This window comes from Vibrio sp. NH-UV-68 (genome assembly GCF_042940635.1).
Taxonomy (GTDB): Bacteria; Pseudomonadota; Gammaproteobacteria; order Enterobacterales; family Vibrionaceae; genus Vibrio; species Vibrio pacinii.
The window spans coordinates 974,688-991,276 of the sequence record NZ_CP134976.1 but is presented as its reverse complement, the minus strand read 5'-3'; the positions used below and the strand labels follow the sequence as shown (position 1 = coordinate 991,276).

At 44.5% G+C, this 16,589-nt stretch carries 16 protein-coding genes; 8 read left to right on the top strand and 8 right to left on the bottom strand.

All coding sequences use genetic code 11. From position 1 onward, the window contains the following. Positions 1–144 precede the first annotated feature (144 nt). On the bottom strand, positions 145–423 hold the full coding sequence (locus tag ViNHUV68_RS18780; protein ID WP_038176545.1) for an HlyU family transcriptional regulator: 279 nt from the start codon (positions 421–423) through the stop codon (positions 145–147). A 17-nt stretch (positions 424–440) separates the two neighbouring features. Continuing rightward, entirely contained in the window at positions 441–806 is a 366-nt protein-coding gene (locus tag ViNHUV68_RS18775; protein ID WP_391090654.1) for a late competence development ComFB family protein, read from the bottom strand. Between the two features lie 207 nt (positions 807–1,013). On the opposite strand from ViNHUV68_RS18775, the gene ViNHUV68_RS18770 reads away from it, so the two are divergent. Next, entirely contained in the window at positions 1,014–2,249 is a 1,236-nt protein-coding gene (locus tag ViNHUV68_RS18770) for a diguanylate cyclase (protein ID WP_038176542.1), read from the top strand. 47 nt (positions 2,250–2,296) lie between these two features. Here ViNHUV68_RS18770 and ViNHUV68_RS18765 read toward each other — a convergent pair whose 3' ends face one another. Next, complete coding sequence (locus ViNHUV68_RS18765; protein WP_038176541.1) at positions 2,297–3,226, bottom strand: diguanylate cyclase; 930 nt, start codon at positions 3,224–3,226, stop codon at positions 2,297–2,299. A gap of 215 nt (positions 3,227–3,441) precedes the next feature. Here ViNHUV68_RS18765 and ViNHUV68_RS18760 point away from each other — a divergent pair, with 215 nt between their 5' ends. Beyond that, complete coding sequence (locus ViNHUV68_RS18760) at positions 3,442–3,879, top strand: DUF3069 domain-containing protein (protein ID WP_038176540.1); 438 nt, start codon at positions 3,442–3,444, stop codon at positions 3,877–3,879. Positions 3,880–3,948: 69 nt separating this feature from the next. Here ViNHUV68_RS18760 and modC read toward each other — a convergent pair whose 3' ends face one another. Genes modC through ViNHUV68_RS18740 form a run of 4 tightly spaced genes read right to left on the bottom strand, consistent with a single transcriptional unit; the run spans position 3,949 to position 7,974 of the window. Continuing rightward, a complete protein-coding gene (gene modC, locus ViNHUV68_RS18755) occupies positions 3,949–5,055 on the bottom strand; it encodes a molybdenum ABC transporter ATP-binding protein ModC (RefSeq protein ID WP_391090651.1) in 1,107 nt (368 codons plus the stop codon). Continuing rightward, positions 5,052–5,714 (bottom strand): molybdate ABC transporter permease subunit, encoded by a 663-nt coding sequence (gene modB / locus ViNHUV68_RS18750; RefSeq protein WP_051686567.1) that lies wholly within the window; start codon positions 5,712–5,714, stop codon positions 5,052–5,054. The genes modC and modB overlap by 4 nt, the downstream gene beginning before the upstream one ends. A 29-nt stretch (positions 5,715–5,743) precedes the next feature. After that, positions 5,744–6,532 (bottom strand): molybdate ABC transporter substrate-binding protein, encoded by a 789-nt coding sequence (gene modA / locus ViNHUV68_RS18745; RefSeq protein WP_391090649.1) that lies wholly within the window; start codon positions 6,530–6,532, stop codon positions 5,744–5,746. Then, positions 6,523–7,974 (bottom strand): cobyric acid synthase, encoded by a 1,452-nt coding sequence (locus tag ViNHUV68_RS18740; RefSeq protein WP_391090647.1) that lies wholly within the window; start codon positions 7,972–7,974, stop codon positions 6,523–6,525. The genes modA and ViNHUV68_RS18740 overlap by 10 nt, the downstream gene beginning before the upstream one ends. A 172-nt stretch (positions 7,975–8,146) precedes the next feature. Between ViNHUV68_RS18740 and ViNHUV68_RS18735 the strand changes: the two genes are divergently transcribed. Next, the gene (locus tag ViNHUV68_RS18735; protein ID WP_391090645.1) at positions 8,147–8,515 is read left to right on the top strand and encodes a NirD/YgiW/YdeI family stress tolerance protein; all 369 of its coding nucleotides are present in this window, start codon (positions 8,147–8,149) and stop codon (positions 8,513–8,515) included. Between the two features lie 96 nt (positions 8,516–8,611). Further along, complete coding sequence (locus ViNHUV68_RS18730; RefSeq protein WP_391090643.1) at positions 8,612–9,130, top strand: hypothetical protein; 519 nt, start codon at positions 8,612–8,614, stop codon at positions 9,128–9,130. A 54-nt stretch (positions 9,131–9,184) separates the two neighbouring features. Here the strand turns inward: ViNHUV68_RS18730 and cra are convergent, their stop codons facing one another. Then, on the bottom strand, positions 9,185–10,162 hold the full coding sequence (gene cra, locus ViNHUV68_RS18725; RefSeq protein WP_391090641.1) for a catabolite repressor/activator: 978 nt from the start codon (positions 10,160–10,162) through the stop codon (positions 9,185–9,187). A gap of 363 nt (positions 10,163–10,525) precedes the next feature. Between cra and fruB the strand changes: the two genes are divergently transcribed. The 4 genes from fruB to ViNHUV68_RS18705 all read left to right on the top strand — a co-directional run bounded on the left by fruB (position 10,526) and on the right by ViNHUV68_RS18705 (position 16,508). Continuing rightward, positions 10,526–11,665: a fused PTS fructose transporter subunit IIA/HPr protein gene (gene fruB / locus ViNHUV68_RS18720; protein WP_391090639.1), complete on the top strand. Its 1,140-nt coding sequence runs from the start codon at positions 10,526–10,528 to the stop codon at positions 11,663–11,665. Positions 11,666–11,674: 9 nt separating this feature from the next. Next, on the top strand, positions 11,675–12,649 hold the full coding sequence (gene pfkB / locus ViNHUV68_RS18715; protein WP_391090637.1) for a 1-phosphofructokinase: 975 nt from the start codon (positions 11,675–11,677) through the stop codon (positions 12,647–12,649). Between the two features lie 19 nt (positions 12,650–12,668). After that, positions 12,669–14,408, top strand: a complete 1,740-nt coding sequence (gene fruA, locus ViNHUV68_RS18710; RefSeq protein ID WP_391090635.1) for a PTS fructose transporter subunit IIBC — start codon at positions 12,669–12,671, stop codon at positions 14,406–14,408. 198 nt (positions 14,409–14,606) lie between these two features. Then, positions 14,607–16,508: a diguanylate cyclase gene (locus tag ViNHUV68_RS18705; protein ID WP_391090633.1), complete on the top strand. Its 1,902-nt coding sequence runs from the start codon at positions 14,607–14,609 to the stop codon at positions 16,506–16,508. Positions 16,509–16,589: the final 81 nt, after the last annotated feature.

The window sequence follows — 16,589 nt, the reverse complement described above, 5'->3', positions numbered from 1 at the left end:
CTCTTTTAACAGAACGGAGGTCAAACCAGTATAGGTAAAATTACGTAAAAACAATAGATTATGTTACGTCCAAAATAAAAAAGAACCATCAGCATAGCGGCTAATGGTTCTAAAAATTATGATGTCTATCAATTTGACAAGGATCTATTGAAAAATGTTGTCACCCATCTGGTCAATATACATCTGTGCTTTTTTTAGCATAAATTCATTGGCATCGCTTTGACTAGAAAGTACGTCAGAACGAATAAAGCGATGGGTTTTTGTTTCTTCACCCAGCTGCTTAGTAATGCGACCCGCAATACGATATTGACCGCCTTCAGGCAACGCCTCTTGATATATCAGAAAGCCCTTATATTCAACAGGCTCTACTTGCGGTTGGGGTTGGGTTTTACTGCTACCAAACAAGCGAGAAAAAAGTCCCACGTACTTCTCCTAAATTGTTATTTTGTCTTCTGTAGAATTGGCTTTTCAAACCATTCAAGTTCCACATCATCATCGAATGCCTGACGGCTAAATACAACAGGCACTTCATCTTTGCGACTTTTACGACGATCGTCAACAATCATTGTTTTGGCAGCATCAATCGCATTGGCTGCGTACTCTTTTAGCGTCACTAACCTTTCTTCAGGAAGCGCAGAGAGAAAATCAATGTCGTAACGAATGTATACAGGTCTTAATTGGCTTAACGCTAAGCAGGCTAAATCGGCTAATTGTTCGTTGTCGAAAAAGTCAACATACTCAGGTTTCGCTAACTCTTGACCCACCACCGTTTCCATATAGTTATGAACGTCTACACTTATTTGCATATTCACCTGCTCCTTTAGTGACACTTTTTTCCAAAATTATTTTTGCCAAATCGATAAATACAGCCATCGCAGACACCACTTCAACGACTATTTTGCCTGCAAATTACCCACGTCATCAATTTTCACTCTTAAGTTTAGTAAAAAGCTTGGAAATTCATCAAATAAAAGTATTCTTAACGATTTGTTCGTATTCTCAGGCTAGGATTAATGTCGTTTTCGATCGTTATTACAAATTGGTTCCGCTTGCTGTTTCCATTAATGCTCATGGCGTTTATCGGACTTGGTATCGACAACGTCATTGACCTGACACGTGCCAACTTGGGCATCGTGAGCAATCTTCCGTTTGTATTACTGGCGATTGCGATTCTACTCGGACATATCTTCAAACAAAGTCGTATTGCAATGGTAGCAAGCGCATTATTTGTTTCCTATTGGCTGATTCAAACACGGCTGCAAAGCCCTCTTTCATCAGGAACTACCATTCTTGAGCTTTCTTTGCTTGCTGGACTTTTGCCTATCGCATTGGTTTTAGTCTACTCCTACAAGGACTCTAACCTATTCTCGCGTTCATTCATCGTCTATGGCGCAATCATCGTTATGCTCTTGCTTTGGTCCTATGTCACCCTGACCTATTTTTATGAAGGCGGATTCGACAATATAAACGAAACATATCTTTATGTTTTGCCGCAGGTTTCAAAACTGCCTTTTATTTTAGTCATTTATTCGCTAGCTATGGTGTTGATCTCTGCTATCTGTGTGCTCAATCGCAATCAGATTATCGATGTCGTGGTTTATTCTGCCACTTTACTGTCATCGGCTACCTTCATCTTCTTCGACGTTGCCTATATTTCAAGCACTCTATTTTCTTTGATCGGGATATTACTGCTGATCTACTTGCTATCAGCAAGCTATGAGTTGGCATTTATGGATACCTTAACTGAGATTCCGGGCCGTTTAGCGCTTGAGTCTGATTTAAAACACCTTGGCCGACGCTTTACCATTGCTATGCTAGATATTGACCACTTTAAGTCGTTTAACGATACCTATGGCCACGACACTGGTGATGATGTGTTGAAATTGGTCGCGACCAAACTGAAACAAGTGAGCGGTAAAGCCAAAGTGTATCGTTATGGCGGTGAAGAGTTCACCATCTTGTTCAAAGGAAAGACCGCCGCTCAAGCAAAAGAACACCTAGAGTCATTACGTGCTGCGATCGAGTCTTACGATATGGTTTTACGCAATCAAGACAAACGACCAAAGAGCAACAAACAAGGCAGTAAAATTCGCGGAGCAGGTAAAAATACCAACCACGTTAATGTCACCATCAGCATTGGTGTCGCTGACAGTAGTGAATCACGTAAGGTCTCTGTGGTACTCAAAAGTGCCGACAGTGCGCTTTATAAAGCCAAACAGTCAGGACGTAACCAAGTCTGCTTGGCTTAACGTAATTGGTCATTGATCATCTTGACACAATAAAGAATGAGCTTGAGTCAGACGATAAAACGATTACGTCCATCGGATTTGGCTTTGTAAAGCTTGTCATCGACCTGCTTGTAGATATCGGATATCTGCTCTCGACCCGTCGGAGAAGCGAGGGTCAACACACCTTGTGACACTGTCACAAAACTCGCAACATCACTGAATTCATGGGGCATATTAGCTTGCTCTAAGGCATCTTGTATTCGCTGAGCGTCTTGTTTGGCTTTGTCTGCATCACTATGACCCAACAATACAACAAACTCTTCGCCACCATAACGCCCGACCACTTCGCCACTACGCACAAACAGCGTGTTTAATAGCTGGGCAATCTCGATCAAGCACTTGTCACCTTCGATATGACCATAACTATCGTTATAAAGCTTGAAGCGGTCAACATCGAGCAAAATAATACTTAAAGGCAATTGATGACGTCCGTGTAAGGCGATCATTTCTTGCAGCTTCTGGTCAACGTAACGGCGATTTTTTACTTTGGTCAAGCCGTCTTCTTGGGCTAACTTTTCTAGCTCCGCGTTGGCTTTGACCAGTTCAGCAGATTTTTGCTTAAGTTCACGACGCATAAACGCGATTCGCTGCATCGCGATAAGTTTGGAATTGAGAACAATTTTATCTACAGGCTTAATCAAGTAATCATCACCGCCCGCTTCAATCGCAGTCGCGATCATGGTTGGTTCATCATGGCCACTGAGGAAGATAATCGGCACCCAATCAGGAAAACGCTGACGAATTTTGCGCGACACTTCAAATCCATCCATATCAGGCATGGTCACATCGAGTAGGATAAGGTCAGGCTCAAATTGAGGATAGAGTGCGAGAGCTCGCTCCCCCGACTCGGCCATTTCAACTGAGTGCCCTAACTGTTTCAGTCTTATTGCCAGCTGGATTCTTTCCATCTGAACATCATCAACCAATAAGATTTTCATCGAAGAACCGGCTATTTCCACTCGCTCTCTACCCTGAATTCGGTTATATATACTATCTATAAGCGTCTAGTAATTTGATTTTCAAACACAAAACTAAACGTAAGCAACACTCAAAAGCATACTCCACCTTATGATAATCATCCAACGATGGTTGACTTTTATGGCTGTTTTTTTACGATAGCGCCGATACATACACATTTTAAGAGAAAATTTACATGTCTGACGTTAATCCAACAGAGCAAACAAAAGTAGATCTAGCAGAGGTTTCGGCAGAGCTTCGCCAGGTAATTCAATTTGACGAAGTCCCAGAAGCTATGCACTACATGGTGACGTCAATCCATGAAGTTTCGGAAGAAGCCGTTCGTGAAGCCTGGAATGAGTTACCAAACAGTGCACAAAATGTATTAGACAACTTTGAACAGTTTCATGCACTCATTTCAGTGAGTCAGGCATTTGCTGGTATCAATGTGATGGAAGAGTTCCCAACACTGAACCTACCAAAAGAAATGTCAGAACAAGACAAAGAAGAGTACCGTACCCAACTACTTGATCAAGTGCTGCACAACTGTGTCAAAGATATGGTCAAACAGATCAAAAAAGCGCGTCGTGACCCTATTCTTAAACGTGATTTTACTGACGTGTTTGCCAAGTAATACTGTTTTTACTTTTACCCGTTTTTACTTTTAACAAATAATAGTCAACGCCGCTGATCAGCGGCGTTTTTATTGGCTTAAAACCATATCGCGTTGGGTGACACTTACCCCTTTAATCTGCGCGTAAACCTCTACCCCTACGTCTAGTTGCAGATCGTCTTTCGCCCATTGTGTGATCGTCGCTTTGAGATAACAGTCTACGGCCAATCGTATTTGGACCTCGACACTTTGTCTCTCGTGGCCGTGGCTATGAAGTTCGATGTGTGAGATCGTCCCTTTTAGAACGTTACGGATGGACGTTCGTTGTGGCTTATCGAGCATAAGCGACACATCATTGGCACGCACCTGCAAGCGTATTGGTTGACCAATCTCCCCTTCAACTTTCTGTACCCATAACGCGGTATCTGGAGCTAATTCTACTTGTGACAAGGCATAATCGTCATTATGACCAACAACACAGGCGTCAAACAGAGTGCTTTGCTCAGAAAATCCCTGCCAAGGCTTCATCGCTGATGACGACCACACCTGCTCTATTGGGCCGGAAATGACCACTTGTCCACCATCAATCACGACTAATTGATTTGCCAAGCGCAGCACTTCGTTCAAGCTATGAGAGACATAAAGGATTGGAATCTGTACGCTTTTAGCCAATTGCTCAAGAAATGGCATCACCTCACGCTTGCGAGGTAAATCTAATGAGGCTAACGGTTCATCCATGAGCAATATGCGTGGTTTTGAAAGTAGCGCTCTGCCTATAGCAGCACGTTGCTTTTCACCTCCAGAGAGCTCGCTCGGGTATCGTTGTAACAGTGGCTTTAACGCGAGCAGTTCGACAACATCATTAAAATGTTGTGCATCGTCTTGTTTAACTCCATAGGTTAAATTGCCTTGGACGTTAAAGTGAGGAAATAGACGTGCATCTTGAAATACATAGCCAATATTGCGTTTATAGGTTGGTACATTAACGTGTTGGCTTGAATCGTATAAGGTGACATTACCTATTGTTATTCGCCCACTTGTCGGGGTCGCTAACCCTGCAACGGCATTAATTAACGAGGTTTTCCCCGCCCCAGAACGGCCAAAGATCGCGGTAATTCCCTGTTGAGGTAAACAAAGGTCAATATCAAATTGTGTCGTGCCTAGTGTTTGTTGATACTGAATCGTAAGTTTGCTCATAAGCGCGCTCCTAATCGACGGGCGCTTGCGCGAGTCAACCACTCAGATAGCATCAACGAACCGAGCGCAATAACAATTGAAATAACGCATAGGCGCATTGCTTGCGCTTCTGCTCCTGGCGTTTCGATAAAATTGTACATTGCTAATGGAATTGTTTGCGTCTCTCCGGGGATATTTGAGACGAAGCTTATCGTTGCGCCAAACTCACCAAGACTGCGTGCAAAGGAGAGCATACTGCCCGTAATGATTCCAGGCAGGGTTAATGGCAAAGTAATGGTAAAAAACACTTTGAGTGGCGATGCCCCCAAAGTGGCAGCGGCTTGTTCAAGTTTAGTGTCGACATTTTCTAAGCTGAGACGAATTGAACGAACCATAAGTGGCAGTGCAACGACGATACAAGCCAGTACCGCTCCCTTCCAACTAAAAGAAAACACCAACCCAAATTGATCGTACAACCAGCTTCCTAGAAAGCCTTGGCGTCCCATTGAAATGAGTAGCAGATAGCCAATAACCACCGGTGGGAGCACCAAAGGTAGATGAATAACACTATCGATAATACTTTTACCAATAAACTGCTTGCGTGCTAACACCCAAGCAAAACCAATACCTATTGGAATCAACCACAGCAACGCATAACCTGCGACTTTCAGGCTGAGCATTAAGGCTTGATATTCGTATTCTGACAACACTATTTCAACTCCGTAGCAACAGAAAAGCCAAAGCGAGATAAGATCGTTTGCCCAGCATCACTTTGCACAAAGTGTACAAACTGAGTCGTGGCGTCGTTATTGGTTAGTTTCACCATTGGATAAACAATCGTGCTATGGCTGCTTTGTGGTAAACGCACCACAGTTCTTACCTGGTCACTTTGCAGTGCATCCGTCTGATAAACAATGCCTAAAGGTGTTTCACCACGTTCAACCAAAGTGAGCGCCACTCTGACGTTATTAGTTGGCGCCAAATGACCATTAAGCTTAGGCCAGACACCAAGATGCTCTAACGACTGTTTGGCATAAATGCCTGCTGGGACGGCGTCTGGTTGTCCAATCGCTAAGCGCTGGCCTTGTAATGCCTCCAACCAAGCACTTGATTGCTTAATGTCGAATGGTTTCAGGGCATTTTTGCTAATAACAACCAATTGATTGGTTGCGATATTAGTGACCGCGTCACTTGATATCACGTCACTATTAATCAGAAAATCAACCCACTTCTGGTTCGCTGCAATTAAGATATCTGCAGGCGCTCCATGTTCAATTTGACGCGCCAATGACGACGTACCGCCATACACTGCGGTCATCTCAACCTCGTGCTGTTGTTTATACTGAGTAATTAACTCGTTGACAGCATTAGTCATTGAGGAAGCAGCGTATATGCGCAATCTTTCACTAGCAGTGGCAGAAAAGCTCACTAATGCAAGCAGTGCTGTTAGTACGATGTGCCGGCTTTGGCTGGCTAAAATGAAACGAGTTATGGCCATAGTTTGTTCAGATCTAGGTGCTGCTCTATCGCATCCGCTATTCTATCAATCGCATCTTGTTGATTCTGGCGATGATCCACTTGGGCAATATCATCAATACCCACCCATCGAGCCACCGCCGTCACGGCGCGCGAGTCGTCAAAAATACCATGTAGATAAGTACCAAATACTTGATTACAGTCACTTATCGCACCATCTAAGGTATTGGTATTCAGTGTTATCGGCTGGCTTGCGTTTACTTCGGTAATACCAGCATGAATTTCATAACCACTGATCGACAACGTCTGATCATCCAGAGTGAGCGTGCCTGATACATTGGTCAAGGTTTTCTCTGAGGCGAGTGTCGTATGAGCATTAAGAAAACCTAAACCTTGCGTCGAGCCCGCCGCGCTTTCTATCGCTAATGGATCATGTATCCACTCGCCCAGCATTTGGTAGCCACCGCAGATTCCCATCACTTTACCACCATAGCGCAAATGGCGCTCTATTTGACGATCCCAACCTTGGCTACGGAGATAATCGAGATCATTACGAACCGATTTTGAGCCAGGTAAAATAATAAGATCAGCGCCGTCTAAGCGCTCGCCTTTACCGACATAAGTAAGGTTGATATCTGGATTTTGGCGTAATGTATCAAAGTCGGTGTGATTACTTATTCTTGGCAACACTGGTACTTTAACATTGAGTTTTGCTTTCTCAGCAACCACTTGTGCAGCATTAATCGCGTCTTCTGCTTCCAAATCGAAACCATGCAAATATGGTAAGACACCAATAACCGGGATACCCGTTTTTTGCTCTAACCAGTCTAATCCTGATTGAAGCAAGCCAATGTCGCCGCGAAATCGATTGATCACAAAACCTTTAACCCGCTGCTGCTCTTGCTCTGATAGCAGGGCTAAGGTGCCATAAAGATGAGCGAAGACTCCACCACGATCAATATCCGCGATGATAATCACCGGGACATCCGCCTGCTCGGCAAATCCCATATTGGCAATATCGTTTTCGCGCAGGTTAATTTCTGCTGGACTGCCTGCGCCTTCAATAACGATACAATCAAACTCAGACTGAAGTTGATTAAAGGAATCCATCACCACAGGCATCGCAACCTGCTTGTAACTTTGATAGCCAATAGCATCAACCGTGGTGGTCGCTTTACCTTGAAAAATGACTTGCGCCCCCATATCACTGTTTGGCTTAAGTAGCACTGGATTCATGTGGACACTTGGTTCGAGGTTGGCCGCTAATGCTTGTACCGCCTGGGCACGACCTATTTCTCCTCCGTCAGCAGTCACTGCACTGTTGAGTGCCATGTTTTGTGGCTTGAAAGGCGCAACCTTTACGCCCTTTCTTGCGAGCACACGGCATAAGCCTGCGACTAACACGCTTTTGCCGGCATCCGAGGTAGTGCCTTGAACCATTAATGCTTGGTGAGTAGATTTCATGGAAATGTCTTCGATATTGTTTAGGCCGACATAATAACGAATTTGAGCGAAATAACTCAATAATATGAATGGAATATGAACTTATCACTCAGCATTGGTTCACAAATGGCCTGCTCTAATAGCACCATCAAACAGCCCGATACACGAATTAGAGTCAATAAAGGAGAACACAATGAACAAGGTTCTATTAGCAACAGCAGTAAGCATCATTCTTGCTCCAGGTCTTGCAATGGCAAAGAATGACCACGCGTCTCAAGGCGTACAATACAATGGTCCGGTAGAAGTGAGCTCTGTGGCTTCTTTATTAGAAGATACCAGTATGTTTAGCGAGAAACATGTCGTGGTGGAAGGCAATTTACTCCGTCAAATCAAAGGGGATACCTATATTTTCTCGGACGGTAAGGGAGAAATTCAGGTAGAACTTGATGATGACATTGTGCTCGATCAACCGTTAGATCAAACCAGTAAAGTGCGTTTGTTCGGTGAGTACGAGGGTGGAAATACACCAGAAATTGAGGTTGATCGACTTCAACTGTTATAAAAGCCTGTTTTCACTCGCCGATTACGCTATCATTTGGCTTGCTTATTGCAAGCCAAATTTTTTAGTCAATTTATTGTTGCGAGTCGGAGACTTCTTTTGAAAAACACCATCTTGGCCAGTACCTTAGCATTTTTGGGTATCAGTGGTAGCGCACAAGCTAATAACTTTAATTACAACTATTTCGAAGTTCGCACCGCAGTGGGCCCAGAGATGACCGGCGTAGAATTCAGCACGTTTTTTACTGAAAATTCACACTTTGTCGTTCGCGCCGACACTCAGTTCGATAAAGATTACGATTTAGCGGCGGGGATTGGTTTCAATGGCCCTGTTAATCAGTTTGCCGACGTTTATGGCCAACTCCTTATCCATCAAGTTAAGTTTACTGAAGAAGCTGGTGGGGAAAGTGAAACTCAAGCTGAGGTTAATATTGGTGGTCGCATCTGGATTACAGATCAAGTCGAACTAACAGGCCGTATCGGCCGCAATGACGATTCTTCTGTTGTCCATGCTGGCGTGCGTTTCCATTCAACGCAGCAACTCTCTTTGTCGGCAGAAACGCGTAACAATGGCCTTTATGGTCCACAGATCACGATGTCTGTCCGCTTTCAGTACTAACACGCGCATCATATACTAATTTGCAGCCCCAACCATTGGCCGGGGCTGCTTGTTTTAGCGAACAATAATTTTGCGCGGAATCAGTTCAATACCAGGTTTATATCTTTTGGCGGCGGCGTTCAACGCCAGTTCCATCGCACTGTCAGCAATCAGTTCAAATTGCTGTGGCAATGAATTAATTTTGGTCGGCAAAAAGTCGAGTAACCGATTATCACCAAAAGTCGCTAGTTTTAGCCCATGCATCAGTTCCGGCTTTTTCACTAGCGCATCAAGTACGCCTTCAAGGAGTGTGTATGAGGTCGTTACTATGGCATCAGGCATTGTATTTTCCTCACACCACTGTTCAAACACTTTCTCACCATCGGCACGGTTAAAGTGCTCACCATAGCGAATCTGAGTATTAACGCCATACTTTGACGTTGCCGATCTAAAGCCCAGCTCCCGTTCTCGGGAAATATTCAATTCAGGTAAGGCACCAATCAGCCCCACCGTCATTTTAGTGTCACTAAGCACCGAGAGAGTAAGATCGTACGCCCCGCTAAAATCTTCACTAATAACACACGAAAAATGTTCATCATCAAGTGGACGGTCAAGTGCGATAACAGGCGTTCCTCGACTCTGTAACTCAAGGTAATAGTCGCTCGCTTCGGGAATCACACTGGCAACAAACAAGGCATCAACTTTGCGACTGACTAATGCCTGGACAACGTTTTTCTCTGTTTCAGGTTCATCATCTGAACAGGCGATTAAGATTTGATAACCCGCCGAGCGCGAATTTTGCTCTAGGAGTTTTGCCAACCTGGCGTAACTGGTGTTTTCTAGATCAGGGATAATCAATCCAAATGATCGACTTTGTCCGACACGTAACGTGCTTGCAGCCAAGTCTGGGCGGTAATTATATTCGTTCACGACAGCCATTACTTTACGCTGCGTCTTTTCACTAATTCGGTACTTTTGCGCTTTGCCATTAATTACATAGCTTGCGGTCGTTTTAGAAACGCCAGCCAATTTGGCGATTTCATCAAGAGTCATATCGTCAACCTTTGTTCTGTGCGCCGGATCATAGAACAAACATTAGGATCCAAGCTTGGGTTGAATTATAGGCTGAAACGATTCAGTATTAAAGCTGAAAGGATTCAGCAAGAATCAAAATGGTGAAGCGAATCACTAATCGAAGTCAATAAACCGCGATTAGTCAGCTTACAACTCCTAGTTCAATCATTAGGACGCCAATCGACTGAATCCAATATATTTTAGCCTTTTGCTGAATCGATTCAGCCAACTATTTATCCGTTAATTAGCGGCTGAGTAAAGATTAGAACGAACAGCAGAAGTTAAGCCTGCTTAACGAGCAGAGACTTAGAAGAATAACTATTGACCAAGCTGGAGAGTCCCATGCTTAAATTAGACACAAGCGATATCACGTTGTCGCAAGCCGCCAATAACAAGTTCGATGCCATCAAACGTATAGCAAGCAGTCTTACCGATAAGAACCTCGTCCAATCAGGTTATGTTGACGGTATGTTGAATCGTGAAAATCAGAACTCGACTTTTCTTGGTAATGGCATTGCGATTCCCCATGGCACCACTGATACTCGAAATATGGTCAACACCACGGGCGTTGCCGTTCATCACTTTCCTCAAGGTGTTGATTGGGGTGACGGCAATGTCGCTTATGTTGCAATTGGAATTGCGGCCAAATCAGATGAACACTTAGGCATTTTAAAACAGCTCACGAAGGTTCTTAGCGCCGATGGTGTCGAACAGCGCTTACGCGATGCAAAAAATGAGCAAGAAATTATCGCGCTACTCAACGGCGATGTTCAATTTGAAGCTGAGTTTGATGCTTCATTGATACAGCTTCAGTTCCCTGCCAGTGACATGGTGCAAATGTGCGCCGTTGCCGGCAGCCTACTTAAAAATACTGGCTGCGCTGAAAATGCCTTCGTTGCTGACATTGTGACCAAGTCGCCCACTCACCTTGGCAAGGGCTTATGGCTGATTGGCAGTGATCAACACGTTCTGCGCACTGGTCTCTCTTTTGTTTCTACGATCAATGATTGTGAATACCAAGGGCAAAAAGTTCACGCGCTTATCGCGTTTGCTGCCTGCAATAATGCCCACCTAGACGTTCTCCAACGGATTACTGAACTTGTGTTCCAACAAAAGCAGCAAAGCTTAATTGATGCCAACGCAAAACAATTAATTGCTCTGCTTAAGGGCGAAGTGGTTGAACACAGTAGCAGCGATCAATCAACTGACAATATCGCCACGTTCAAAATTAAAAACGCTCACGGTTTACATGCTCGCCCTGGCGCGATGTTAGTCGCAGAAGCCAAGAAATTTGAATCTAACATTCGCGTTGCGAACCTCGATGGCGATAGCAAAGCGGTTAACGCCAAGAGCCTGATGAAGGTCATTGCTCTAGGTGTTAAACATGGCCATCAACTGCAATTTACTGCAGAAGGGCATGATGCAGCTCAGGCGCTTGAGGCCATTGGTTGCGCGATTAATTCTGGTCTCGGTGAAGGTTGAGAGGTGTATATGACCATGGTAAACACTAAGCGTGTTGTCACTATTACTCTAAACCCTGCCCTTGATCTTACTGGTAGCCTTGAGTCGCTAAATGTGGGCACAGTAAGTTTGGTCAACCAAAGCAATTTACGCGCGGCAGGTAAAGGCGTCAATGTTGCAAAAGTTCTTGCCGATCTTGGCGCTCAAGTCACTGTAACCGGCTTTTTAGGCAAGGATAACCCCGAACTGTTCCACCAGCTGTTTAACCAAATCGGTGCAACAAATCATTTTATTGAGGTTGAAGGTGCGACGCGCATTAACGTCAAACTGGTTGAGTCTAGTGGTCAGGTCAGTGACATTAACTTTCCTGGCGTTAAAGTCACAGCTGGTGAGGCAGCCAAGTTTGAAGCTAAACTGCTGCAACTTGCTAAGTCACATGAGTATTTTGTCTTTGCTGGTAGCTTGCCGCAAGGCATCTCTCCTCTACAATGCGCTGCGTGGATCGAGTTGTTGCGCTCTCAAGGCAAAAAGGTGTTATTCGACAGCAGTAAAACCGCTTTGCACGCAGGAATTGCTGCCCAGCCTTGGCTAATTAAACCCAATGATGAAGAACTAAGCGAACTGCTCGGTCAGCACTTGTCTAGCCCGGAAGAATGCCAGAAAGCCGCTGAGCAACTCAGTACCAGCGGTATAGAAAACATTGTGGTTTCAATGGGTGCTGATGGTGTGATGTGGCTAAATGAACAGCAATGGATTCGCGCTCAACCTCCACGTATGGATGTGGTCAGTACCGTTGGTGCAGGAGACACATTGGTCGCTGGCTTGTGCTGGGGACACATGAAAAACATGCCAAAACACGAATTACTGCGCTTCGCCACTGCGCTATCTGCCATCGCAGTTAGCCAAGTTGGTGTAGGCCTAACCAGTCAACAAGAGCTGGAACAAGTAACGCTTGCAACCAAAGTGTTCGACCTTGGACAAGCATCAAGTCATAACGGAAATTAGATAACAAAAGGTTACCACTATGAATATCGCCATTATTACGGCCTGCCCTAGCGGGGTTGCCAATAGCATCCTAGCTGCAGGTTTACTCGAAAAATCCGTTGCTTCCCTTGGTTGGAATGCAGCTATTGAATGTCAATCGACTGTGGTTGCACAAAATACGCTAAGTCAAAGCGAGATTGATAATGCAGAAGTGATCGTGATTGCCGCTAACCGTGTAGTCGATACATCACGCTTTGTTGGCAAGAAAGTATACCAAGTCAGCATTGATAAAGTCATCGCCGACCCAACCCAATGTTTGCAAAAGGCGATCAAAGATGCACAGGTATTAGCGCAAGCTACTACCGTTGAAAACACGCCAGCCTCGACGACCAGTGGTAGCAAAAAGATAGTCGCGATCACCGCATGTCCAACTGGCGTTGCCCATACCTTTATGGCAGCAGAAGCGTTAAATGAAGAAGGTAAACGTCGAGGTCACCAAATTAAAGTCGAGACTCGCGGTTCAGTTGGCGCAAAAAACCAACTTAGCGATCAAGATATTGCCGAAGCAGACTTAGTGATTATTGCCGCCGACATCGACGTCCCTCTCGATCGTTTTAACGGTAAAAAGATGTACCGTACCAAGACGGGCCCTGCGCTCAAGAAAACGTCTGAAGAGATGGACAAAGCATTCGAACAAGCCACTGTATATGAACACACTGGCAATGCTAGTTCAACCGCTAACGAAGAGAATAAAGGTGCGTATAAACATCTAATGACCGGCGTTTCGCACATGCTACCTGTTGTTGTTGCTGGCGGATTGATCATTGCGCTCTCATTTGTGTTTGGTATTGAAGCCTTTAAAGAAGAAGGTACGCTCGCCGCTGCTCTGATGACGATTGGTGGTGGTTCTGCGTTTGCCCTGATGATCCCTGTTCTTGCTGGTTACATAGCCTTCTCTATCGCGGATCGCCCAGGTCTTGCTCCTGGTCTCGTTGGCGGTATGTTAGCGAGCTCAACAGGTGCTGGTTTTCTAGGTGGTATTGCAGCTGGTTTCATTGCTGGTTATGCGGCAAAACTCTTGGCGGAAAAAGTCAGCCTTCCACAATCGATGGAAGCATTAAAACCCATTTTGATCATTCCATTCGTTGCAACCCTATTTACTGGCCTTGTCATGATCTACGTTGTTGGTGGCCCGGTATCTGGCATCATGAACGGTTTAACTGACTTCCTTAATAATATGGGTTCAGACAGCGCAGTTATGTTGGGTGTGCTGCTTGGCGCAATGATGTGTTTCGACCTTGGTGGTCCGGTAAACAAAGCGGCGTATGCCTTTGGCGTCGGTTTACTTGCATCTCAAACTTATGCACCTATGGCTGCCATTATGGCTGCGGGTATGGTTCCGGCACTCGGTATGGGACTGGCGACATTTATTGCCAAAAACAAATTTGAACAAAGTGAGCGTGAAGCAGGTAAAGCCTCGTTTGTACTTGGACTTTGTTTTATCTCTGAAGGTGCCATCCCATTCGCGGCTAAAGATCCAATGCGTGTCATCCCTGCCTGTATGGCTGGTGGCGCACTAACTGGTGCTCTGTCTATGCTATTTGGTGCAAAATTAATGGCCCCACACGGCGGCTTGTTTGTTCTGTTGATTCCAAATGCAATCACGCCCGTTGTCATGTACTTAGTTGCGATAGCGGCAGGTACTGCTTTAACTGGCTTTGGCTACGCGTTCTTGAAGAATAAGTCAGACGCTAAACAAGCAACAACGGCTACCGTTTAACTGACCTCGTCCCCCGATGGTTAGCTTGAGCATCTTTACTATGAAGGTGCTCTTTTTTTACTTCTAATAGGGCTGTACCGGCACAAATCAACAACCACCGTGGTTAACCGCACAATATTCAATCGTGCTCACAGCAATCTAAATCTATTTTAGTTAAGATATTGTTGATATTGCTGCCAAATAACTGATTATTTCCCAATGAATAAAAGCCAATACAAACTCATTTTCCAGTTCCTAGTCGTATTCTCTATTTTGGCACTTGTTCCATTTCTTTATTTTTATACTCAATTCAACCAACTTGATACTAAAACGCAGCAATACGTCGAGCAGCTCAACCGTAACAAGCTCGAGTACTCAAAAGCTGAACTGCAAACATCGTTGACAGAAGTCTCCACCTCATTACAGTATCTATCGAATAACGGTATGTTAGATAAGGTGTTACAACAACCAAACCAAGAGAACATCCAAGCGCTGCAAGACTTTTGGTTACTCATTGTTCGTACCCAAGGTTATTTCTCCCATCTTCGTTTTATTGACGAGCAAGGAATGGAAGTTGTGCGGGTCAACAGTAGCCAAAATGATGATGAAATCGTCCCGTTACAACAGTTGCAATTTAAAGGCGATCGAAGCTTTTTTAAATACGCTCAAACATTAACTAATGATGAAGTGGGTGAATTTGGGATTGATCTTGAGTCGGAATATGGGGAGATTACCACTCCATTTACTCCAGCCTATCGGGTGATCTACCCGCTTTCGATCAATGGCAAGCGCACGGGTTACTTTATCGCGAACCTTGATCTTACACGTATTTACCGCGGGTTAGCGTATAAACGCAATAGCGATTATCTTCCTAATATTGTCAACAAAGATGGCTATTACATTATGTCTCCAAATAATCAGGGGATTATGGGCCACTTAATTGCCGCCAATGAACAAGCCAACATAGCACTGCAATACCCTAAGCTGTGGCAGATGATTAATGAGCGTGATTCAGGCACCTTTCGTTCAAGCCAAAATTGGATCTCTTTCACTACAGCAATGTTTGACGATATTGAAAACATCGACAAACTGACTTTTTTCATTACTACCGATTTTTCTCAAGCTCAAGCGTTCACCGATTTAGAGAGTAGAGATCTTTACATTCAAGCCACTTTTATCTTCATTATCTTGTTTTTACTCAGTTTTACATTCGTTGCGTGGAATCATAACCACATTAAAAATAGTTTAGACAGTAAGATAGCCCGCGCAGCAATGAACGGCATGTCTGCCGTTGTTATCACCGACCGCAATAACCGCATCATACAGGTCAACAGCGAATTTACTCGCGTAAGTGGTTATACCCTTAACGATGTCAAAGGCAAGCCACCCTCCGTATTTGCCTCAGGAAAACACCAACAACAGTTCTACATGAACATGTGGAAAGTATTAGAAGAGCAAGGCCTTTGGGAAGGCGAAGTGGTAAACAAACGTCGTGACGGTTCACTGATCACAGAAATATTGAGAATCCAAACCGTTAAAGACCGCCGTGGTACGATTCAGTTCTACGTTGCCTCTTTTGTTGATATCTCACATCGTAAAGAACTCGAAGATCGCTTGCGCGAACTGAGTGAGAAAGATTCGATGACTTCCTTGTGGAATCGCCGCAAATTTGACTCAGAGATGCAAGTTCAAGTCTCTCGAATTAAACGCTATAGAAAGCATGAAACCTCGACCTTGGCTTTGATTGATATCGACCACTTTAAACGCATCAATGATAAACATGGTCACGATAAGGGTGACGAGGTCATTAAAGAAGTAGCCCTTAGCCTAAAACATCATCTCAGGGAAACCGACCTTGTCGCTCGTATTGGTGGCGAGGAATTTGCGATCATTATGCCACACACTGATTTAAACGAAGCGGAAATGGTGTTAAACCGTATTCGTATCGCCATTAATTTAGAAAGTGAACTCAACATCACGATCAGTGTGGGACTAACAGAGATCTCAGCCTCAGCACAAGAGACCTACAAACGCGCCGACATCGCTTTGTATGAGTCAAAATCTCTCGGTCGCAATCAAGTTTCAGTGTTTTCAGCCAGCGAAGCCGATACTATTGCTTAAGTTTGGTGCGCCTGCACTGGCGAGTGCACCATAAAGTATCAGTGCTTTCATTGCGCTTGCCTCTATCCCTTATGCCAAGGT